The sequence below is a fragment of the Pseudoduganella aquatica genome (assembly GCF_020865585.1).
Lineage (GTDB): Bacteria > Pseudomonadota > Gammaproteobacteria > Burkholderiales > Burkholderiaceae_D > Rugamonas > Rugamonas aquatica_A.
Genome location: NZ_CP086370.1, coordinates 3,025,013 through 3,044,618, shown reverse-complemented (window position 1 = coordinate 3,044,618; position 19,606 = coordinate 3,025,013). Strand labels below are relative to the sequence as shown.

Annotated in this window: 21 protein-coding genes; 13 read left to right on the top strand and 8 right to left on the bottom strand. The window is 66.0% G+C overall.

The annotated features are described in order from the left end of the window. Positions 1-116: 116 nt before the first annotated feature. Positions 117-608 carry an Lrp/AsnC ligand binding domain-containing protein gene (locus KT882_RS13570; RefSeq protein WP_161073540.1) on the bottom strand — a complete coding sequence of 164 codons (492 nt, stop codon included), beginning with the start codon at positions 606-608 and terminating at the stop codon, positions 117-119. Between the two features lie 111 nt (positions 609-719). Between KT882_RS13570 and KT882_RS13565 the strand changes: the two genes are divergently transcribed. Then, entirely contained in the window at positions 720-2,003 is a 1,284-nt protein-coding gene (locus tag KT882_RS13565; protein ID WP_228896191.1) for a D-amino acid dehydrogenase, read from the top strand. A gap of 187 nt (positions 2,004-2,190) precedes the next feature. Next, a complete protein-coding gene (locus KT882_RS13560) occupies positions 2,191-3,030 on the top strand; it encodes an HDOD domain-containing protein (RefSeq protein ID WP_161073538.1) in 840 nt (279 codons plus the stop codon). Here KT882_RS13560 and KT882_RS13555 read toward each other — a convergent pair. Then, positions 3,027-3,494 (bottom strand): RrF2 family transcriptional regulator, encoded by a 468-nt coding sequence (locus tag KT882_RS13555; RefSeq protein WP_161073537.1) that lies wholly within the window; start codon positions 3,492-3,494, stop codon positions 3,027-3,029. The genes KT882_RS13560 and KT882_RS13555 overlap by 4 nt on opposite strands. A 183-nt stretch (positions 3,495-3,677) precedes the next feature. Between KT882_RS13555 and KT882_RS13550 the strand changes: the two genes are divergently transcribed. The 6 genes from KT882_RS13550 to KT882_RS13525 are packed head-to-tail and all read left to right on the top strand — an operon-like array spanning position 3,678 to position 8,199. Continuing rightward, positions 3,678-5,351 carry a cbb3-type cytochrome c oxidase subunit I gene (locus KT882_RS13550; protein WP_161073536.1) on the top strand — a complete coding sequence of 558 codons (1,674 nt, stop codon included), beginning with the start codon at positions 3,678-3,680 and terminating at the stop codon, positions 5,349-5,351. A 2-nt stretch (positions 5,352-5,353) separates the two neighbouring features. After that, entirely contained in the window at positions 5,354-5,968 is a 615-nt protein-coding gene (locus KT882_RS13545) for a cbb3-type cytochrome c oxidase subunit II (RefSeq protein ID WP_161073535.1), read from the top strand. Beyond that, entirely contained in the window at positions 5,965-6,567 is a 603-nt protein-coding gene (locus tag KT882_RS13540; RefSeq protein WP_161073534.1) for a c-type cytochrome, read from the top strand. The genes KT882_RS13545 and KT882_RS13540 overlap by 4 nt, the downstream gene beginning before the upstream one ends. After that, the gene (locus KT882_RS13535; protein WP_161073533.1) at positions 6,542-7,195 is read left to right on the top strand and encodes an SCO family protein; all 654 of its coding nucleotides are present in this window, start codon (positions 6,542-6,544) and stop codon (positions 7,193-7,195) included. The genes KT882_RS13540 and KT882_RS13535 overlap by 26 nt, the downstream gene beginning before the upstream one ends. Then, on the top strand, positions 7,192-7,818 hold the full coding sequence (locus KT882_RS13530; RefSeq protein WP_228896189.1) for a hypothetical protein: 627 nt from the start codon (positions 7,192-7,194) through the stop codon (positions 7,816-7,818). Before KT882_RS13535 ends, KT882_RS13530 begins: the two co-directional genes overlap by 4 nt. A gap of 3 nt (positions 7,819-7,821) precedes the next feature. Next, complete coding sequence (locus KT882_RS13525) at positions 7,822-8,199, top strand: group III truncated hemoglobin (protein WP_161073531.1); 378 nt, start codon at positions 7,822-7,824, stop codon at positions 8,197-8,199. A 167-nt stretch (positions 8,200-8,366) separates the two neighbouring features. On the opposite strand, the gene KT882_RS13520 is transcribed toward KT882_RS13525, so the two are convergent. Together KT882_RS13520 and KT882_RS13515 are read right to left on the bottom strand one after the other, a co-directional pair. After that, a complete protein-coding gene (locus KT882_RS13520) occupies positions 8,367-9,575 on the bottom strand; it encodes an EAL domain-containing response regulator (RefSeq protein WP_228896187.1) in 1,209 nt (402 codons plus the stop codon). An 11-nt stretch (positions 9,576-9,586) separates the two neighbouring features. Then, entirely contained in the window at positions 9,587-11,596 is a 2,010-nt protein-coding gene (locus tag KT882_RS13515) for a PAS domain-containing hybrid sensor histidine kinase/response regulator (RefSeq protein ID WP_228896185.1), read from the bottom strand. 99 nt (positions 11,597-11,695) lie between these two features. On the opposite strand from KT882_RS13515, the gene KT882_RS13510 reads away from it, so the two are divergent. Further along, positions 11,696-11,974 carry a DUF1971 domain-containing protein gene (locus KT882_RS13510; RefSeq protein ID WP_228896183.1) on the top strand — a complete coding sequence of 93 codons (279 nt, stop codon included), beginning with the start codon at positions 11,696-11,698 and terminating at the stop codon, positions 11,972-11,974. 37 nt (positions 11,975-12,011) lie between these two features. Next, a complete protein-coding gene (locus tag KT882_RS13505; RefSeq protein WP_187358761.1) occupies positions 12,012-13,037 on the top strand; it encodes a transporter in 1,026 nt (341 codons plus the stop codon). A 97-nt stretch (positions 13,038-13,134) separates the two neighbouring features. On the opposite strand, the gene KT882_RS13500 is transcribed toward KT882_RS13505, so the two are convergent. Beyond that, positions 13,135-13,698, bottom strand: coding sequence for a dihydrofolate reductase family protein (locus tag KT882_RS13500; RefSeq protein WP_228896182.1), 564 nt, complete (start codon positions 13,696-13,698; stop codon positions 13,135-13,137). Between the two features lie 80 nt (positions 13,699-13,778). On the opposite strand from KT882_RS13500, the gene KT882_RS13495 reads away from it, so the two are divergent. Continuing rightward, positions 13,779-14,159 carry a hypothetical protein gene (locus tag KT882_RS13495; RefSeq protein WP_161073527.1) on the top strand — a complete coding sequence of 127 codons (381 nt, stop codon included), beginning with the start codon at positions 13,779-13,781 and terminating at the stop codon, positions 14,157-14,159. 69 nt (positions 14,160-14,228) lie between these two features. On the opposite strand, the gene KT882_RS13490 is transcribed toward KT882_RS13495, so the two are convergent. The 3 genes from KT882_RS13490 to KT882_RS13480 all read right to left on the bottom strand — a co-directional run bounded on the left by KT882_RS13490 (position 14,229) and on the right by KT882_RS13480 (position 18,059). Beyond that, complete coding sequence (locus KT882_RS13490) at positions 14,229-14,867, bottom strand: FABP family protein (RefSeq protein ID WP_161073526.1); 639 nt, start codon at positions 14,865-14,867, stop codon at positions 14,229-14,231. 67 nt (positions 14,868-14,934) lie between these two features. Then, the gene (locus KT882_RS13485) at positions 14,935-17,610 is read right to left on the bottom strand and encodes a bifunctional diguanylate cyclase/phosphodiesterase (protein ID WP_228896180.1); all 2,676 of its coding nucleotides are present in this window, start codon (positions 17,608-17,610) and stop codon (positions 14,935-14,937) included. Further along, the gene (locus KT882_RS13480; RefSeq protein WP_228896178.1) at positions 17,607-18,059 is read right to left on the bottom strand and encodes a type 2 periplasmic-binding domain-containing protein; all 453 of its coding nucleotides are present in this window, start codon (positions 18,057-18,059) and stop codon (positions 17,607-17,609) included. The genes KT882_RS13485 and KT882_RS13480 overlap by 4 nt, the downstream gene beginning before the upstream one ends. Before the next feature lie 297 nt (positions 18,060-18,356). Here KT882_RS13480 and KT882_RS13475 point away from each other — a divergent pair, with 297 nt between their 5' ends. Together KT882_RS13475 and KT882_RS13470 are read left to right on the top strand one after the other, a co-directional pair. Continuing rightward, complete coding sequence (locus KT882_RS13475) at positions 18,357-19,220, top strand: hypothetical protein (protein ID WP_228896177.1); 864 nt, start codon at positions 18,357-18,359, stop codon at positions 19,218-19,220. An 8-nt stretch (positions 19,221-19,228) separates the two neighbouring features. Continuing rightward, positions 19,229-19,594, top strand: a complete 366-nt coding sequence (locus KT882_RS13470) for a GFA family protein (RefSeq protein ID WP_161073524.1) — start codon at positions 19,229-19,231, stop codon at positions 19,592-19,594. Positions 19,595-19,606 lie beyond the last annotated feature (12 nt).

Genomic DNA, 19,606 nt, shown 5'->3' with positions numbered 1-19,606 from the left:
AGGCATCCGGCATACCGGCTCACATTGGATCCGAGGGCTGGCATGGCTGCCGCCCGGTCGAGATCATTATAGTTCGCCCGGAGAATGTGGCAACCTTGATAACGCTCAATCGTGTGCTAGACCGCTTCGGTGGACAGGAACAGCGTTTCCTTGATCTCCTCCATCACCACGTAGCTCTTGCTCTGCGCCGCGCCCGGCAGCTGCAGCAGCATCTCGCCCAGCAGCTTGCGGTACTCGGCCATCTCGTGGATGCGCGCCTTGATCAGATAGTCGAAATCGCCCGACACCAGGTGGCACTCCTGCACCTCCGGTATGCGCAGCACCTCGCGCCGGAACTGCTCGAACATCGAGGCCGACTTGGTGTTGAGCGTAATTTCCACAAACACCAGCAGCTTGGCGCCCAGAGCCGGCGGATCGATGCGGGCATGGTAGCCCGTGATGACGCCGTCGCGCTCCATGCGCTTCACGCGCTCGATGGCCGGCGTGATCGACAAGCCAACCTGCTCGCTCAAATCCTTCATGGAAATGCGTCCGTCCTCCTGCAGGATGCGCAGGATCTTGCGGTCCATCTTGTCCAGGATGCGGACGGAATCCTTCTGAATACGCATGATTTTTTACTGAATTGTTGAATTTTTATAGTAACAAACACTAGTAGAACAAACTTATCATAGCGTTATATCTGGCACAAGCCATAAAAACTCATCCACAAAGGAAGCGTTATGCGTATCGTCATTCTTGGCAGCGGCGTCATCGGCGTCACCAGCGCGTATTACCTGGCCCGCGCAGGCCATGACGTGACCGTGCTGGACCGCCAGCCCGCCTCCGCGCAGGAAACCAGCTTCGCCAACGCCGGCCAGATTTCGCCCGGCTACGCTTCCCCGTGGGCCGCGCCCGGCATTCCGCTGAAAGCCATGAAATGGATGCTGCAGCGCCACGCGCCGCTGTCCATCACGCCCGACGGCACCCTGTTCCAGCTGCAATGGATGTGGCAGATGCTGCAGAACTGCAATGCCGACCGCTACGCCGTGAACAAGGAACGCATGGTGCGCCTGGCCGAGTACAGCCGCGACTGCTTCAAGGCGCTGCGCGCCGCCACCGGCATCGAATACCAGGGCCGCCAGAAAGGCACGACCCAGCTGTTCCGCACCCAGCAGCAGCTGGACGGCGCCGCCAAGGACATCGACGTGCTCAAGGAAACCGGCGTGCCTTACGAACTGCTGACCCGCGAGCAGCTGCTCAGCGCCGAACCCGGCCTGGACAAGGACAAGCTGGTCGGCGGCCTGCGCCTGCCCAACGACGAGACCGGCGACTGCCAGCTGTTCACCACCCGTTTGACCGCCATGGCGGTGGAGCTGGGCGTGAAGTTCCGCTACAACACCGAGATCGACAGCCTGGTCATGGAAGGCGGCGAGATCAAGGGCGTGCTGACCGACGCCGGCCTGGTGCAGGCGGACAGCTACGTGGTGGCGATGGGCTCCTATTCCACCCAGCTGCTGCAGGACATCGTCAAGATCCCGGTGTATCCGCTGAAGGGCTACTCCATCACCGTGCCTATCGTGGACGCCGCCAAGGCGCCCACCTCGACCATCCTGGACGAAACCTACAAGATCGCCGTCACCCGCTTTGACGACCGCATCCGCGTGGGCGGCATGGCCGAGATCGCCGGCTTCGACAAGCGCCTCAACCCGCGCCGCCGCGAAACGCTGGAAATGGTGGTCAACGACTTGTTCCCGGGCGCCGGCGACACCGCCAAGGCCACCTTCTGGACCGGCCTGCGCCCGATGACGCCGGACGGCACGCCCGTGGTCGGCCCCACCGCCGTGCGCAACCTGTTCATCAACACCGGCCACGGCACGCTGGGCTGGACCATGTCCTGCGGCTCGGCGCAGCTGCTGGCGGATATTATCTCCGCCAAGCGCCCGGCCATCTTTGCCGACGACCTGTCCGTCAGCCGCTACAGCAAGCAGCCCGGCCAGCGCGCGCCGCAGCTCGCCAACGCCTGAGCCGCTGAAGCACCGGCGGGTTACGCTCCGCTAACCCGCCCTACGCTACGATGCTGTAGGGCGGGTTAGGCCGGAGGCCGTAACCCGCCATGCCACGGCCGCGCTCGCCGTTGTGCCGGCACCACCGGCGGACGCCGGGTGCGATTGGCCGTTGTGCGGCCCACGCGCCCTGCGTATAATTTTTTACATGAATAAACTAGAAGCTTACGGCCACATCGCCGCCCTGGCGATACGCGGCGATCTGGTCTTCCCCACCAGCGTCAACGCGGCGCTGCGCGTTCAGCTCGCGCTAGACGACCCCGAGTGTCCCATCGACGAAGCGATCCGCCTGGTGCTGGCCGAGCCCCAACTGGCGGCGCGCACCGTCGCGCTGGCCAACTCGGCCATGTTCAACCGCACCAATGGCCCGGAAGTGACCAATGTGCGTGCCGCCATCATGCGCATCGGCTACCACAACCTGTTCGCGCTGGCCGCCGCCATGGTGGTGCGCCAGTTCGGCAGCAAGATCGCCGACCCGGAGCTGCGCGCCAAGGCCGAGCAGCTGTGGCAGCACACGGTGCACGTGGCCTGCCTGGCCCGCATCATCGCGCGCGACGTCACCTACACCAATCCGGACACGGCGCTGTTTGCCGCCATCGTGCACGAAGTGGGCAATTTCTACCTGCTCTCGCGCGCCGATGAATTCCCCGGCCTGCTGGAAGACGACCCGGAAAACTGGCAGCCCGCCAGCGAGGAAATCATCACCCGCGAAGTGCTCAAGAAACTGAACATCCCCGAGCCGGTCAGCACCGCCATCCAGGGCATGCGCGACAGCTTCCTGCAGATTCCGCCGGAAACCCTGCTCGACACCCTGCTGCTGGCCAATCACCTGTCGCCGGTGGCGTCCCCGCTGCAGGCCGCGCCGCGCGAGCTGCCGCCCCACTCCGAATCGGTGATCGACCTGTTTATCGACGAAGAAATGATGGAAGAACTGCTGGCCCAGGCCGGCAAGGACGCCGAGGCCATGAACGCGACCATGCTGGTCTAGGCTTCCGCCTTGGCCGCCAGATGCAGCTGCACCGGATGCGGCTGCGCTTCCGCCGGCGCGCCCCGCTTGGGCAGCAAGTCGGCCAGCGTCACCCCGTCCAGCACCTTCAGATAGGCGTCCGTCGCCTCCTCCAGCTTGGTCTTCAGGAAGCAGGCGCCGTTGAACACGCAGGTATTGTGTTCGCCGTCGAAGCACTCGGCCATGTAAAAATCGCTCTCGCTGCCGCGCACCACGGCGCCGATATTGATGTCGGCCGGCTCGCGCTTGAGCCGCAGGCCGCCGTTGCGCCCGCGCACCGTCTCGGCCAGGCCGATCACGCCCAGCTGGTGGATCACCTTGGTCAGGTGGTTCTTGGAAATCTTGTGCAGGTCCGCAATGTCCTGGATCGTGACCAGCTTGTCGCGGTTCATACCCAGATACATCAGCGAGCGCAGCGTGTAATCAGTAAACGAAGTCAGTCTCATGGCGTGGCCATCCAGAATTTAAACATGCATACAAAGTATTGCTTTAAGTCCAGCCCTAATGTAGCATTCATTATATAGCTTATTGCTCGTTCAGCTCATTGTTCTCCCATTTTCAATAAAGACACGGATCCCTTTTTCTGTGACACTTGTTGTAGTTTAAATCAGGAAAGGTAGACGCCCATCATGGACACCGTGACCATATTGCTCTCCTCGTTTATTTTGTCCGTCACCGGCTTGCTGGTGTTCATCTGGTCGCTGCGCAAGCGCATGTTCGACAAGGAATCGGCCGCCGCCCACGTGATCTTCTCCACCGGCGAGCTGGGCCACGGCGAAGAACCCGCCGCCAGCGCCACCCAGCGAGCCGGGCTGGCCAAGCCGGTGCCCGGCGAAACCAAGGCTGTGCTCAACCCCGAACAGCAAGCCGCGCAGAACCAGGAACTGGCCGACCGCATCGAAGCCGACCGTTCCAGCGCCTTTGTCTGCTTCGTCTTCCTGGCCTGCGCCATGGTGTGGCTCATCGTCGCCTCGCTGGCCGGACTCACCAGCTCCATCAAGCTGCACGAACCGGACTGGCTGGTGCAGCAGGCCTGGCTCACCTTCGGCCGCATCCGCACCATCCACCTGAACGCCGTGGCCTACGGCTGGGCGCCCATGGCCGCGTTCGGCGTCGCCATCTGGCTGCTGCCGCGCCTGCTCAAGACGCCGCTGGTGGGCGCGCGCTACGCCATCCTCGGCTGCATGCTGTGGAACGCCGGCCTGATCGCGGGCCTGGGCTGCATCGCCGCCGGCCTGAACGACGGCATGGAATGGCTGGAAATCCCCTGGCAGGTGGACATACTGCTGGTGGCCGGCGGCGCGCTGGTGGGCTTCCCGCTGGTGTACACGCTGCAAAACCGCAAGGTGCACCACCTGTATGTGTCGGTCTGGTACATGGGCGCGGCCCTGTTCTGGTTCCCCATCCTGTTCCTGATCGGCAACTTGCCCGCCGTCCACTTCGGCGTGCAGCAGGCAGCCATGAACTGGTGGTTCGGCCACAATGTGCTGGGCCTGTTCTACACGCCCATGGCGCTGGCCTCGGTCTACTACTTCCTGCCCAAGATCATCGGCCGCCCGGTGCAGTCGTACAACCTGTCGCTGCTGGGCTTCTGGACCCTGGCCTTCTTCTACGGCCAGGTCGGCGGCCACCACTTGATAGGCGGCCCCGTGCCCGGCTGGCTGATCACCCTCTCCATCGTGCAAAGCGTGATGATGGTGGTGCCCGTGATCTCCTTCTCGATCAATCAGCACCTGACCATGCGCGGCTACTTCTCCAAGCTGATCTACTCGCCCACGCTGCGCTTCATCGTGCTGGGCGGCATGATGTACACGCTGAGTTCCATCCAGGGCTCGGTGGAAGCGCTGCGCGCCGTCAACACCGTGGCCCACTTCACCCACTTCACGGTGGCCCACGCCCACCTCGGCCTGTACGGCTTCTTCACCATGGTCATGTTCGGCGCCATCTACTTCGTCATGCCGCGCATCATGGCCTGGGAATGGCCTTACCCCAGCCTGATCGCGGTGCACTTCTGGCTGGTGGTGCTGGGCTTCTCCATCTACTTCATCGGCCTGACGACCGGCGGCTGGCTGCAAGGCCTGGCCATGCTGGACGCCTCCAAGTCCTTCATGGACTCGGTGGCCGTCACCATCCCCTACCTGCAAAGCCGCTCGGTGGGCGGCGCGATCATGACGCTGGGGCATATCGTGTTCGCCGGCCACTTCGCCGCCATGGCCCTGCGCAACGGCCCGCGCCGCATCGGCGCCGCCCTGCTGCACACCCGCAGCGCCGGCGCGCAGGCCACCAACCTGGCGGGAGCATAAGCATGCAAGACGAACTGAAACTGCTGGGCGGCGCCATGGTGACGCTGGCCCTGGCCACTTCCGCGCTGGTGGTGGTGCCCCACATCCAGCTGAGCAAACTCGAAGCGCCCGCCGGGCTCAAGCCCTACACCAGCGCCCAGCTGCGCGGACGCGAATCCTACATCCGCAACGGCTGCGTGTACTGCCACTCGCAGCAGCCACGCGACAAGGCGCAGGCGCCTGACGACAAGCGCGGCTGGGGCCGCGCCTCGGTGGCCGGCGACTACTTCTACGACAAGCCCCACCTGCTGGGCACCATGCGCACCGGGCCGGACCTGTTCAACATCGGCGCGCGCCAGCCCAGCGCCGACTGGCACCTGGGCCACCTGTACCAGCCGCGCGCCTACACGCCCGGCTCCATCATGCCGTCCTACCCCTATCTGTTCGACATCAAGGACGCCGCCGAACCGGGCGACCGCGTGGTCAACCTTCCGCCCGGCTACAACCCGGCCGGCAAGATTGTCGTCGCCAAGCAGGAAATGCTCGACCTGGTCAGCTACCTGCAAGGGCTGGACCACACCTACCCCGTGATCGCAGCCCCGACACCGGCCGCGGCAGCGAAAGGAGCGGCCAAATGAAAACCGAACTCCCGCAGCACGACGCGCAAGAGCGCGAAAATGCCGACCCGCACGAACAAGGCCGCCCGGTGCCCAAGCTGGTGCTGCTGGTCGTCACCGCCGTGTTCGCCTGGGCCATAGGCTACATTTTCACCACCCAGCGCGACGACGACCCCGCCCTGGGCGACCGCCGCACCATGTCCACCCTGATGGGCAAGACCGCCGACGCCGGTGGCGGCGGCGCCGTGGACGGCGCCCAGATCTACGGCGCCCAATGCGTCGCCTGCCACCAGGCCACCGGCGCCGGCCTGCCCGGCGTGTTCCCGCCGCTGGCCGCCTCCGAATGGGTAACCGGCAAGGATACGCTGGCCGCCAACATCGTCCTGCACGGCATCACCGGCAAGCTGACCGTGAAAGGCAGCGCATATAATGGCCAGATGCCCGCCTTCAAGGACAAGCTGAGCGACGCCGAAGTGGCCGCAGTGCTGAGCCACATCCGCAGCCAGTTCGGCAACAGCGCGCCCAAGGTCAGTCCCGACACGGTGAAAGCCGCGCGCGAAGAAGGCAAAGAGCGCAAAGACCCATGGAATGGTGATGACGAGCTGGAAAAACTTAAGTAAATACCGCACCGCCGCCGCCCTGCTGCTGCTGACCGCAGCCGGCACGGCCGCCCTGTACACCGGCACCTCCGGCTTCCGCGTCATCTCCACGGAAGCCGGGCGGCGCCTGGACATAGCGGACCATCCGCGCGCGCTGCCCGTGGCCCAGGTCGTGGCCGCCACCGGCCAGCCGCAGCCCGCCACGCTGCAGCAAGCGCTGCGCAGCGACGCGCGCGTCGCCATCGTCACCTTCATCTACACGCAATGCAACGCCATGTGCTCCGTGCTCGGCTCCGAATTGCAGCAGATGCAGGACAGCCTGCGCCAGCGCGGCCTGCATGACAAAGTGCGCCTGATCAGCATCAGCTTCGACCCGCGCGACACGCCGCAACTGCTGGCCAGCTACGCCGGCAAGCAGAAAGCGCAGCCCGGCACCTGGCAATTCCTCGCCATGCCCGACGCCGCGCAGCGCCAGCAGGTGCTGGACGCCTTCGGCATCGTCGTGCTGCCCGCGCCGCTGGGGGAATTCGAGCACAACGCCGCCTTCCACCTGATCGACCAGCAAGGCCGCCTGGCGCGCATTATCGACTTCACCGACGGCAAGGGTGCGCTCGACACCGCCCTCGCCATGGCAGGAGGCGCGCCATGAGCCCCAGCAACGCCGCCGGCAACGTCCTCGAACAACGCGACCGCCCGCGCCTGCGCCTGTTCGGCCAAATCTGCGGCGCCCTGCTGCTGGCGGGCGCCTTCCTGTTCCGCGGCGCGCTGGAAAAGACCATGCTCGGCCACATGGTCGCGCAGCTGCCCATGATCTTCCTCGGCGGCCTGCTGCTGTTCGGGCGCGCCGCGCGCAACAGCGCAGTGCTGGCCAGCTACGACCGGCACGGCCTCACCGGCCTCACCGCGCTGCTCCTCATCAGCAGCTACTGGATGATCCCGCGCGCGCTGGAATTCAGCCTCACCATGCCAGCCTACGAAGCGGCCAAGTTCGCCTCCTGGGCGCTGCTGGGCGCCGTGCTGCCCGGATCGATTGCGCGCGCCAACATCGTCATCCAGCTGTTCTTCCTCGGCAACTACTGCGCCATGACCGCCATTGGTGGCATGCTCTACCAGGACGTGCCCGAACAGCTCTGCAACGCCTATTTGAAAGACGACCAGGCGCTCACCGGCGCCTTCCTCATCATCGTCGCCGTGGCCGCCGCCGTAGGCTGGTGCATCTACCGATTCCCCGCGCTGAACGCGCCCACCCCACCCGCCCCCGTCCGAGACTAAGCCATGCAGTACGAAGAACTGAACACCGCCACCATCACCGCCCTGGTCCACGAATTCTATGACGGCGTGCGCGCCGATCCCGAGCTCCAGCCCGTATTCGACGCCGCCATCGGCGGCGACTGGGAGCCGCACCTGGCGCGCATGGTCGACTTCTGGAGCACGGTCATGATGGGCACCAAGCAGTTCCAGGGCAACGTCTTCGGCACGCATATGCAGCTGAGCGGCATCGAACCGCAGCACTTCCGCCGCTGGCTCACCCTGTTTGAAATGACCGCCGCCCGCCTGTTCGCCCCGGCGCTGGCCGGCGAATTCCTCACCGTCGCCCGCCGCATCGCCGCCAGCCTGCAATACGGCTACTTCGGCAAAGTCGTCGCCCAATAAGCCTTCGCCCCGCCGGGGTCAGTTCTGTCATCACGCCATATAAAATTGGGGTCAGTTCTCGCTTCGCGTCATGCTTTCCGGCATGACGTGATGCGAGAACTGACCCCAGCGGGATTATGGCGTGATGACAGAACTGACCCCGGTGGTGGCGGACCCCGGTGGTGGCGCTAAGCAGCGGCGGCGCTGAGGGCGCGGTGGGTTTCGGTCCAGCGCGCGATGGCGCCCGGGAGGTCGGCTGCGCTTTGGGGGCGCGCCATGAAGTAGCCTTGGGCGTAGCCGCAGCCCATGCGCTTGAGCAACGCCCAGTCTTGCCGCGTCTCGACGCCTTCGGCCACGGAGCTGAGGCCGAGACGCCCTGCGAGGTCGAGGCTGCTGGCCAGCATGGTGCGCGTGGTTTCGCTGGCGCAGGCGCCGGTGACGAAGGAGCGGTCTATCTTGAGCTCGGAGAACGGGATCTGCGCCAGTTGCTGCAGGCTGGAGTAGCCGGTGCCGAAGTCGTCTATCGAGAGCCCGTAGCCTTTCATACGCAGCCGCGTGAGGTTCTCCAGGCAGTGCGGCAGGTCCGTCATGGCGGTCGATTCAGTAATCTCGAAAACAAAATGCCGGCTGCCGATGCCTTGTTCTGCGAGGTAGAAGATGATGCGGTCCGCGTAGCCCGGCTGCTCCAGAGAGGACAGCGACAGGTTCACCGAGATTCTAAACTCCATGCCCTGCGCCGCCCACGCCTTCCAGGCCGCTGCGGACTGCTCCAGCATCTGCCAGGTAAGTTCGTCGATCAGGCCGAGCCCTTCCAGCTTGTCGATAAACGCGCCCGGCGCCACCACCCCGGCTTGCGGATGCCGCCAGCGCGCCAGCGCTTCCACGCTGTCGATACCGCCGTCCGCCAGCCTCGCCTTGGGCTGGAAGTACGGCAGGAATTCGCGCCGCTCCAGCGCCGCGCGGATCTCGTCTTCGCTGAACACTGCACGCCGCGCGCGCTGGCTTTCGGCCACCGGGCCGTAGCTCGCGATCAGTTGCCGCAGCTTGTCCGGCGTGGCGGGCTTTTCTATCACTCCCAGCAAGTGCACGCCGTAGGCGCGCGCCATGGTTTCCACCGAGGCCAGCAAGGCCCGGTCCAGCGCGCTGGAGACGATGATGTGCGCTGGACTGTGCAGCTCGGCCAGGTGGCGTATCAGTTCCATGCCGTCCATGCCTGGCATATTCAGGTCGACGATGGCGATATCGATGGCGGCGCGCTGCAGCACTTCCAGCGCGGCCGCGCCGTCGCCCGCTTCGGCCACTTGCACTGCGCCCAGCAGCTTGAGCATGCGCACCAGCGATTTGCGCTGGAAGCTGTGGTCTTCGGCGACCAGGAACTTGAGGGTTTCGGTTGGCATGGGGGTTCTTCCTAATTGACGGCTTGCGGCAGGCGGGCGCTCAGCTGCGCGTAGGCGTCTTCAAAGGCGCTGCGGGCGCGCTCGGCGGCGCCGGGGTCGTTGTCGCGCCAGGCGCGCTCCAGCAGTTCGGCGGCCTGCGCATAGGGCACTGCGCCTATGGTGCGCGCGGCGCCCTTGATGGCGTGGGCGATGCGGCCGATGGCTTGCAGGTCGCCGCGCGCAAAGGCGCGCTCCAGCGCGGCGTGGTCGCTGTCGTTGGCAGTGGCGAATTCGGCCAGGATCTCGGCGCTGGCGGCAGCGTCGCCGCCGGCCAGTTCGGCCAGCATGGCGGCGTCGAGCAGCTGCTCGTCTTGCGCTTGCCGCGGCAGCCATTTGTCCAGTATCCGCGCCAGCGCCGCGATGGCGGTGGGCTTGGCCAGGTAGTCGTCCATGCCGGCGGCGAAGCAGATGCTCATCTCGCTGGCGTAGGCGTTGGCGGTGCAGGCGATCAGCGGCATGCGCGCGCGCCCTTCTTCCTGTTCGATGCTGCGGATGGCGCGCGCCAGCGCGTAGCCGTCCATCTCCGGCATTTCGCAGTCGGTGATGGTGAGCGCGTAGCGGCCGCTGCGCCATTTGCGCAGCCCTTCCACGCCGTTGCTGGCGGTCTCGGCCTGCAAACCGAGTGCTTCGAGCTGCCGCAGCAGCACCTTGCGGTTGGTGGGATGGTCGTCCACCACCAGCACCGGGCTGCCGCTGCGCGCACCCTGCGATGCGGCGGCGGCGCTTGCCGCATGCGCGGCCGGCGACGCGGGCGCGGCGGCGCCCGGCGCCACGTCCCGCTGCCTTGGGTCGGCCACGGCCAGCGCCAGCGTGAGCGACATGCGCGTGCCCTTGCCCAGCGTGCTCTCCATTTCGATGGCGCCGCCCATGCCGCGCGCCAGTCCGGCGCAGATGGTCAGGCCCAGGCCGGAGCCGCCAAAGCGGCGCGCGGTGTCGCCCTCGGCCTGCACGAAGGGCTGGAACAGGCGCGCCTGCTGCTCGGGCGCGATGCCGATGCCCGTGTCGCTGACGGTGAAGCGCACCGTCTCGCGCCCGCCTTCCACGCGCAGCAGCTCGGCGCGCAGCTCCACGCTGCCGCTGGCGGTGAACTTGATGGCGTTGCTGGTGAAGTTGTGCAGGATTTGTCCCAGCCGCAGCGGGTCGGCCAGCAGCGCGGGGCTGATGCGCGGGTCCACATGGCGCGCCAGAAGCAGGTCCTTGCTGGCCGCATTGCCCAGGTGGGTGCGGTAGATGTTCTCCACCACGTCCTCGCCGATGGCGACCGGCTCGCACTGCACTTCCAGCTTGCCCGCTTCGATTTTCGAGAAGTCCAGGATATCGTCCAGTATGCGCAACAGCTCCTTGCCCGAGTGCTCCACCAGCTCCAGCGTGGCGCGCTGTTCGGCGTCCAGGCGGCTGAGTCCCAGCAGCTCCAGCATGCCCAGCACCCCGTTCATGGGCGTGCGGATTTCATGGCTCATGGTGGCCAGGAAGGCGCTCTTGGCGCGGTTGGCCGCGTCGGCGGTCTCCTTGGCCTGCTGCAGCGCCGCCTCGGTGGCTTTCAGGACCGAGATGTCGCGCATGATGGCGGTGAATTTGCGCTCGCCGCGCTCGGCCTGCTCACCCAGCGACAGGTGCACGTGGAAGCGCGAGCCGTCCTTGCGGCGCGCGCAGACGTCGCGCCGGTGTCCCATCACCTTGGATTCCCCGGTCTGCACGTAGCGGCCGATGTAGTGGTCATGCTGGCCGTGGTCCGGACCGGGGATCAGCAGCTTGACGTTGCTGCCCTTCATTTCGTGGGCGCGGTAGCCGAACATCTCCTCCGCACTGGGGTTGACGGTCTCGATGATGCCGCGCGCGTCGATGGTGATGATGGCGTCCGAGGCCGAGTCAATCATGCGCTGCAGCCGCTGCGAGGCGTTCCAGATGCGTATCAGCGATATCAGCAGCAGCACACCCGCCACGGCGGCGGCGATCAGCAATAAGGTGGTGGTGGTTTCCATGCAAACCATCGTAGTCCAGCCTCATCAATAAATCAAGCATTTAAAATGCATGTTTAAGAATTTTGGTCTACAATGGCTTCAAACCTCAACCAGGAGTCCATGATGAAGACCTTGCCCGACAACGTCGCTCACTACAAAAGCACCGCCGTTTTCACCGAGCACACTGTGCCCGGCGCCCTGCAGCGCAACCACAATACCGCCGCCGGCGTGTGGGGCCGCATCACCATCCTCGAGGGCGCGCTGCTGTACCACATCAGTGAACCGGAACGGGAAACCATACGGCTCACGCCGGAGCAGCCGGGCATCGTCGAGCCGCGCGTGCTGCACGAAGTCGAGGTGATCGGACCGGTGCGTTTCCAGGTGGACTTCCACAGGTAACAACCGTTTGCTATGCTTGCGGCACTCAACCTTGGAGATGCCCATGCTGATCAACGCGCCTGCCTACGGATCGGACCAATCCGGCCTGGTTTGCGGCTATCTGTTCGGCCGCGACCATCAGCCCTTGCCGATCGAAGCCGGCGCGGCGCAGGAATGGCTGGCGCAGCCTGGCCACCATGAGGGGGAATTCATCTGGCTGCACTTCAACCTGGCCAACACCGCCACGGAAAAATGGATGAAGGAGCACGTCACGCTGGCCGAGGAGTTCTATGAGAGCCTGCACGAAGGCCAGCGCTCGACCCGCATCGAACTGGCCGACAATGCGCTGATCGCCGTCGTCAACGACGTGGTGCACGACTTTTCCTTCGATCCCTCCGACATCGCCACCTTGTGGCTGAGCGTGGACCGGCAGGTGGTCATCAGCGCGCGGCGCCAGCCGCTCAAGGCCATCGAGGGCCTGCGCCAGGCCGTGCGCGGCGGCGAACCGATACGCTCGCCGGTGGAGCTGCTGACGCATCTGCTGCGCGACCAGGCGGACGCGCTGGTCAAGATCGTGCGCGACGCCATCGTCCGCGTGGACGGCATCGAGGACAATCTGCTGCAGGGGAAATTAAAACGCAAGCGCACCGACCTGGGCGCGCTGCGGCGCGTGCTGGTGCGCCTGCGCCGCCTGCTGGCGCCCGAACCGGCGGCGCTGTTCCGCCTGCTGCAAAAGCCGCCCGGCTGGGTGGCGGACGTGGACAGCGAGGAGCTGCGCGCGGCCACCGAGGAATTCGCGGTGGTGCTGAACGATATGGCCTCGCTGCAGGAGAGGATCAAGCTGCTGCAGGAGGAAATCGCGGCGCAGGTCAACGAGAGCAACAACCAGAGCCTGTATGTGCTGACTATCGTCACCGTGCTGGCCCTGCCCATCAACATCATCGCCGGTCTGCTGGGCATGAACGTGGGCGGCGTGCCGATGGCGAACGACCCGTCGGGATTCTGGGTGGTGGCCACCATCGTGGCCGCGTTCACGGCGGTCGCGGGCTGGCTGGTGTACCGCAAGCAGCAGGACCAGGAATAGTAGGGCGGGTTAGGCGGCGCCAGCCGCCGTAACCCGCCAAGCTGCCGGCTGCACATTGGCGGGTTACGCGGGCTGGCGCCCGCTAACCTGCCCTACGCTATTCGAGCGCTGTCTTGTGGACGTCGTAGCGCAGCTCGGCCATGCTGGTGCCGATCTGGCGCATGGATGTGAGGCTCAGAACCGGACTCAGAACCCGGCGGGGGAACAGCGGCCTGCCTTTGCCCAGCGTGACCGAACCCACCTGCAGTATCAGCTCGTCCAGCAGGCCGGCGTCGTAGAACTGGCCGGCAAGATCCCCTCCTCCAACCACCCAGATATTTTTCCCGCCCGCCGCCGCCTGCATGTCGGCGTACACCCTGCGCACGTCGCCGCTGGCAAAGCGCAGGTCCGCGCCTTCGATGGCGGGCAGCTTGCGGCTGGTGAAGATCCACGTCGGTTGCCTGTAGGGCCAGGCCGAGCCTACCTCGGCGATGACCTTGTCCGCATTGCGCATCATCCATTCATAGGTCGTCGCCCCCATGGCCAGCGCACCCACTTCAGCAATGAATTCGGGATAGCTGGACTGGCCGACCTCGCCCAGCGGGAACAGCCAGTCCAGCGAGTCGTCCTCGGTGGCGATAAAGCCGTCCAGGCTGGTCGCTGCGTAGTATTGGGTTTTCATGCTGCCCCTCCCTTGGCGATGGAATAGGCATATTAACAAGCTTGTGCGAGAATCGCGATTCCTGCATACCCGGGCTGCCCATGATAGAAATCCTGTTCCAGTTCCTCGGCGAGTTCCTGATCCAGATCCTGGGAGAGGCACTGATAGAAATGGGCTTCCACGCGATTGCGGAGCCGCTGCGCAAACCGCCCCGGCCCTGGATCGCGGCCATAGGCTACTTCCTGATCGGCGCCATGGTGGGCGGCCTGAGCCTGCTGGTGATCTCTTCGCACCTCGTGTCGGGCCAGGGTTTGCGCATCGCTAACCTGGTCTTCACGCCGGTGGCCGCAGGACTGTGCATGTGCGCGGCCGGCGCGTGGCGCGCGCGGCGCGGCCAGGCGCTGCTGCGCATCGACCGCTTCGCTTATGGCTACTTGTTTGCGCTGGCCTTTGCGCTGGTGCGCTTTGCATTGGCGCGCTGAGACCGGGCTGGCGTTTCGACGGCGCTGGCGGGTTACGCGCGATGCGCTAACCCGCCCTACGCGGCTCGCTTATTTGCGGGCTTGGGGGTTGGGCGTGGCGTCGGCCACCTTGCGCAGCAGGTTACGGTCGACGTGGTGGAAGGGCTCGTCCTCTTTGCCGCGTATCAGCATGACGGTGTCTTCCTCGTAGCCCCAGGTGCCGTCGTCGTTGATGGTGACCTTGATGCGGTACTCCACCGTCTTGAAGCCGAATTCGAGGAAGGGATTGGAGCGGATGCCGTAGGTGTCGGACTCGCGGTAGGCCACCAGCTCGAAGGACTTCGCGTCCGGCGCGGCGGTGCCGGAGGCCATGGCGATCTGGCCGCGCGGGATGGCCAGGGTCTGGATCACGGTGTTGGTGGCCGGTTCCCACAGCCAGTAGCCCACCTGCTCGTGGTAGGTCTTCACCTGGTCCGGCTTGGTGATCAGGATAACGTAGCGCAGGCCGTAGAACAGCTGCGGGCCGTTGGTCACCGGGTCGATGGGCTGCAGTTCGATGCGCTCGACGTAGGCCTGCTTGCGCGGGCCGTCTTTCTTGGGTTTGATGTCCAGCCCGCGCTCGCCCTCGAAAATGCCAGCCATCGCGGTCAGCGGGCCCAGGTTGGCCAGGGTATTGACGTCCACGTCGGACGGTTCGGTGTAGATATCGTCGGAGAATTGTTGGCTCATGGCTGCTGAAATCTTAATAGATGCGATTTAGCAATTGTAGCGCATGCAACGGGAGCGGGATGCTGGACTAAGTGGAGAGCGCTTCTCCCTGCGCTTCCAGCATGCCCTGGATCTGCTCCGGCATCACCGGGCGGCTGAACAGATAGCCCTGCATGTCGTCGCAGCCGCTGTCCTGCAGGAAGCTGCGCTGCTGCACGGTTTCCACGCCCTCGGCGATCACGCGCAGCTGCAACTGGTGCGACAGCGAGATGATGGCGCGCGCGATGGCCTGGTCGTCGCTGCTCACATCCAGGTCGCGGATGAAGGACTTGTCGATTTTCAGGCTGCTGATGGGGAAGGACTTGAGCGCGGCCAGGCTGGAGTAGCCGGTGCCGAAGTCGTCGATGGACAGCGAAATGCCCATGGCCTTGAGCTCGCGCATCTTGGCGATGGCCTGCTGCAGGTCGCGCATGATCAGGCTTTCGGTCACTTCCAGTTCCAGCCACTGCGGCGCTAGGCCGCTCAGCTCGAGCGCGCGCTGCACCCGCATGACCAGGCGCGCGTCGTCGAACTGGCGCGCCGACACGTTGACCGAAATGGTCACCGGCGCCAGGCCCTCCAGCTGCCATGCGCGCGCCTGGCGGCAGGCCGTCAGCAGCACCCATTCGCCGATGGAGACGATGGCGCCGCTTTCCTCGGCCAGCGGGATGAACTGGTCCGGCGCCATCATGCCGCGCACCGGATGCTGCCAGCGCAGCAGCGCTTCCACGCCGAACACCATGCCGGTGTCCAGGCTCACCTTGGGCTGGTAGTAAATGCGGAACTGCTCCTCGGCCAGCGCGGTGCGCAGGCCGTCCATCAACTCCAGCTTTTCCTCCAGGCTGGCGTTCATTTCCATGGTGTAGAACTGCACATTGTTCTTGCCGGTGTCCTTGGCGCGGTACATGGCGGCGTCGGCGTTCATCAGCAGCGTGTCGGCGTCGCAGCCGTCGCGCGGATACATGGCCACGCCTATGCTGCAGCTCACCTGCACCGGCTGGCCGCCCAGCACCACAGGGCGTATCACCGCCTCGCGCACCTTCTCCAGCAGCAGCATCAGCGCGCCTTCGCTGTCGCGCTGCTCCGGCAGCACCAGCACGAATTCGTCGCCGCCGAAACGGCCCACCGTGTCGTGCCGGCGCACGCAGCCCACCATGCGCGAGGCCACCTCGGTGAGCAGCTGGTCGCCGGCGGTGTGGCCCAGGCCGTCGTTCACCAGCTTGAAGCTATCGAGGTCGATAAAGGCCACCGCCACTTCGCGGTCGTTGCGCTCGCCGTGCAGTATCGCCTGCTGCAGACGGTCGGCGATCAGGCTTCGGTTGGGCAGGCCTGTCAGGCTGTCGTGGTGCGCCAGGTGGACGATGCGCTCCTCGGCCAGCTTGCGCTCGCTGATGTCGCGCACGATGGCCACCACGCCGCCGTCCACGCCCACCACCTGCCAGTGCAGCCAGTTGGCGTGCAGCTGCGGCATGCCGTTGCGCTGCTCCTCCTGGTAGACGCCGCCCACTTGCGCAATGTGCGCCAGGGTTTCGAATTTGCCGCTCACGCGCACCTGCGGCAGCCAGCCGCACAAGGTCATGCCCTTGAGCTGGGCGCGCGTCAGGCCGGACAGCGCTTCGGCGCGGCCGTTGGCCTCCGCGATGTCGAAGTCCGTCACCATGCCGCGCCGGTCGCGCACCGCGCGCAGCACGAAGAAGGCGTCCATGCTGCCCTCGGACGCGGCGGCGTAGGTTTCCTGCGCGTGGCGGATGCGGCGGCGCGCCATGGCGCCCTGCCAGGTCCAGATCCACAGCAGCGCCGCCAGCATCACCACCACGGCGCTGGCCACGCCGGCCTCCCACAGGCTGGCCACGCGGCGGCGCTCGAACACGGCCAGCTGCTCGTGCTCGGCCAGGCCGGCAACCGCCGTCAGCGCAAAGCCGTGCATGGGGCGGGCCATTGTGTAGCGCCCCACGCCGTCCCAGGAATTGGCCAGGCTGGCGCCGACTTCGGCGCGCAGGTCCAGCTGCTGGCCCCAGCTGATCTTGTCGCCCACGCGCAGCGCGCGCACCACGCCGTCGTTGCCCACCAGCGCCAGCATGCCCTGCTCGCCCTGGCGGCGGCGCTCGTAGCCGCTGGTGAAATAGGCCGGGTCCACTTCCATCACGGCCACGCCGGCGAACTGGCCGGCCGCGTCGTCAAGGCGGCGGGTGAAATGCAGGCGGGCGTCGCCGCTGGCGGCGTCGCGCAGGGTCTCGCCGGCGATGGCGCTGTGGCCCGGCGTCTCCTGGTGGAATTTGAAATAGGGCTGGTCGGCCACCGACACCGGCCGCGCCGCCGGATTGCGCGCCACCACGCGGCCCTGCGCGTCGGCGATGCTGATCGAGTACACCAGGGCGGACGGCAGCAGGCCGTGCTGGTTCAGTTCCGCCAGCGCGTCGGCCGCGCCCCTGCGCTCGACCGCGTAGGCAATCACTTTCAGGCTCTGGTCTATGCCGCCGAGGTTGCGCGCCACCTGGGCTTCGTAGGTGTCCACCAGCTCGCGCACCGAGTCGGCCGCGCCCTTGCCGGCCGCCTCGCGCTCAATGCCGATGAAATGGAAAGTGAAGGCCCAGATCGCGCCCAGCAGCAGCACGGTGAAAAACGGCAGCGAGACATAGGTCTCCAGCAGCAGCCGCAGCCAGCGCTTGCGCTTGGCGCCGCCGGCTGCGCCCGCATTGCCCCAGTTGCTCCCGCCCGCCATCATTTCACCACCAGCACAACGCGCACGCTGGCATTGAGCGCGGCGCGGTCGATATAGCCGATCAAGGCGGGGTCGGCCGCCACCATGCGGCGCACGGCGGCGCTGCCGGCCGCTTCGCGCGGCGGCTGGCCGCGTCCGGTGAACATCATCTTGGTCCAGTGCGCCTTCATCTGCTCCGGCGCGCGCCCGGCCACTTTGCTGTAGAACTCGTTGCGCGCCGCCGAGCCCAGTTTCTGGTCCAGCGCCACGGCCTCGCCGCCGCCGGGATAGCGCGCCGCTTCGGCCAGGAAAATGTCGGCCACCTGCCGCGCCTGCAGCGCCATGACCGGGCTCTTGGCCGATACGACCACCACCAGCTCGCGCGCACCCGCCTGCGCCTGCCATGCGCAGGCGCACAGCAGGCAGCATAGCAGCCTGATAGCGAGGCGGCGGACGGAAAAGGCGTTCAGCATGACGTTTATTTGTTTTTCTGCGACAGTGCAACATGCCAGCCGCCAGGGGCGGTGGCTAACCAAAGGTAACCGGGCGAGAGCAGGCTGGGATGAGGCCTGTCATGGGGAATCCAGCGTGAGCCCGGCACTTTATCGTAGCTGCTAGTAACTGTCGATCACTTTCTCGGTAGAACTACTTATTTGGATTATGGAAATATTAATCTGTAGTAGAACGCCATGCCGTCATTTCTCAGCGTTGTCAGCAATTTAAGTTGCAAGCTCGGCTATACTATGTGAAACGCTTACAGGGATGACAACATGCAAGCCTCACTGAAAGATATATTCCTTTCGGTACTGAAATACTGGCCGCGCCGCAAAGGCGCAGCGGCCGGCAAGCCAGTCCCCCCCGCAGCCCAGCCGCCGGCCATACCGCTGCGCCTGGTTGACGCCGCCATGGGAAGCAAGGGCACGGATCTGGACGAGCAGGCGTTGCGCGCCGAAATCTCGGCCTGGATGAAGGCCAGCGGACAGGGCAAGCTGGACGCCAGCGCCGAGTACTGGCGCACCATGGCGCTGGCCACGTCGGCCATGCGTACACTGGCGGCCACCGCCGGCAAGCACGGCGGCCTGGCCGACGGTGCGCAGCCGGGGCTGCCCCACCTGCAACTGATCGCCCTGCTGCCCGCCGAATGGAAAGGCCCCTGGCGCGACGCCGCTGGGCGCTGGCTGCAGCAGCAGTTGCTGGACGCGGGATGGCCGCAGGAGCGCATTCTGCGCAACGCCCGCCGCAACCAGCATCCTACGCAAGTACTCGCCGCGCTCAAGTACAGTACCGAACCTTGCCTGGCGGTGCTGCTGGCCTGCGGTGCGCAAGCCGGGGAAGGCGCCGCCGCCCTGCTGCTGGCGGACGACCAGCAGGCGGTGCAGATCGGCGCCGGCCCCTACCCGCTGCTGCAATCGGTGGCCGAAGGCCGCACCGGCCCGATGGCGCATACGCCTGCCCCCGGCTTTGCCATCCTGCGCACGCTGGCGCAGCAATCCACCCAGCCGCTGCCGGTGGACATGCCGCTGGTGGCGGCCGAGACCGGCCAGCATGCGCCGCACGCCTCGCAGGCCTGCTTCTACGCCGCACCCCACACTGCACAGCCCACCCCGCAGCCCGCGCAGCTGGTGCGCGGCTAGCCCAGCCCATGCTGACCGGAAGCTGCCTGTGCGGCGCGGTGGCTTACCGCGCGGAAGGCCCGGTCAGGCACGCCAGCCATTGCTACTGCACCATGTGCCGAAAACAGCACGGCGCGGCAGCGGGATCGTATGCCAACGTGGCCGCCGCCGGCTTCACCATTGAGCGCGGCGCGGAGCGGGTGACGGAATACGCCTCGTCCAGCCACGGACGGCGCGGCTTTTGCAGCGTGTGCGGCTCGAACCTCTACTGGCGCAGCACCGAAGCGCCGGACCGCATCGCCGTCACGCTGGGCACGCTGGAACCGGAATTCAGCGGCCCCGTGGAGCGCGAGTGGCACACCGGCCAGAAGCCGAACTGGCTGCCCGTCAGGTAAAAAACCATCCTC

Excerpts from the sequence above, each read along its gene's own strand:
- KT882_RS13530 (WP_228896189.1), top strand. The coding sequence starts at position 7,192 with ATGAGCCCCAGCAACGCCGCCGGCAACGTCCTCGAACAACGCGACCGC.
- KT882_RS13565 (WP_228896191.1), top strand. The coding sequence starts at position 720 with ATGCGTATCGTCATTCTTGGCAGCGGCGTCATCGGCGTCACCAGCGCG.
- KT882_RS13495 (WP_161073527.1), top strand. The coding sequence starts at position 13,779 with ATGATAGAAATCCTGTTCCAGTTCCTCGGCGAGTTCCTGATCCAGATC.
- KT882_RS13520 (WP_228896187.1), bottom strand. The coding sequence starts at position 9,575 with ATGCCAACCGAAACCCTCAAGTTCCTGGTCGCCGAAGACCACAGCTTC.
- KT882_RS13545 (WP_161073535.1), top strand. The coding sequence starts at position 5,354 with ATGCAAGACGAACTGAAACTGCTGGGCGGCGCCATGGTGACGCTGGCC.
- KT882_RS13480 (WP_228896178.1), bottom strand. The coding sequence starts at position 18,059 with ATGCTGAACGCCTTTTCCGTCCGCCGCCTCGCTATCAGGCTGCTATGC.
- KT882_RS13490 (WP_161073526.1), bottom strand. The coding sequence starts at position 14,867 with ATGAGCCAACAATTCTCCGACGATATCTACACCGAACCGTCCGACGTG.
- KT882_RS13475 (WP_228896177.1), top strand. The coding sequence starts at position 18,357 with ATGCAAGCCTCACTGAAAGATATATTCCTTTCGGTACTGAAATACTGG.
- KT882_RS13535 (WP_161073533.1), top strand. The coding sequence starts at position 6,542 with ATGACGAGCTGGAAAAACTTAAGTAAATACCGCACCGCCGCCGCCCTG.
- KT882_RS13550 (WP_161073536.1), top strand. The coding sequence starts at position 3,678 with ATGGACACCGTGACCATATTGCTCTCCTCGTTTATTTTGTCCGTCACC.
- KT882_RS13505 (WP_187358761.1), top strand. The coding sequence starts at position 12,012 with ATGCCCATGCTGATCAACGCGCCTGCCTACGGATCGGACCAATCCGGC.
- KT882_RS13485 (WP_228896180.1), bottom strand. The coding sequence starts at position 17,610 with ATGATGGCGGGCGGGAGCAACTGGGGCAATGCGGGCGCAGCCGGCGGC.
- KT882_RS13510 (WP_228896183.1), top strand. The coding sequence starts at position 11,696 with ATGATGAAGACCTTGCCCGACAACGTCGCTCACTACAAAAGCACCGCC.
- KT882_RS13515 (WP_228896185.1), bottom strand. The coding sequence starts at position 11,596 with ATGGAAACCACCACCACCTTATTGCTGATCGCCGCCGCCGTGGCGGGT.
- KT882_RS13540 (WP_161073534.1), top strand. The coding sequence starts at position 5,965 with ATGAAAACCGAACTCCCGCAGCACGACGCGCAAGAGCGCGAAAATGCC.
- KT882_RS13570 (WP_161073540.1), bottom strand. The coding sequence starts at position 608 with ATGCGTATTCAGAAGGATTCCGTCCGCATCCTGGACAAGATGGACCGC.
- KT882_RS13555 (WP_161073537.1), bottom strand. The coding sequence starts at position 3,494 with ATGAGACTGACTTCGTTTACTGATTACACGCTGCGCTCGCTGATGTAT.
- KT882_RS13470 (WP_161073524.1), top strand. The coding sequence starts at position 19,229 with ATGCTGACCGGAAGCTGCCTGTGCGGCGCGGTGGCTTACCGCGCGGAA.
- KT882_RS13525 (WP_161073531.1), top strand. The coding sequence starts at position 7,822 with ATGCAGTACGAAGAACTGAACACCGCCACCATCACCGCCCTGGTCCAC.
- KT882_RS13500 (WP_228896182.1), bottom strand. The coding sequence starts at position 13,698 with ATGAAAACCCAATACTACGCAGCGACCAGCCTGGACGGCTTTATCGCC.
- KT882_RS13560 (WP_161073538.1), top strand. The coding sequence starts at position 2,191 with ATGAATAAACTAGAAGCTTACGGCCACATCGCCGCCCTGGCGATACGC.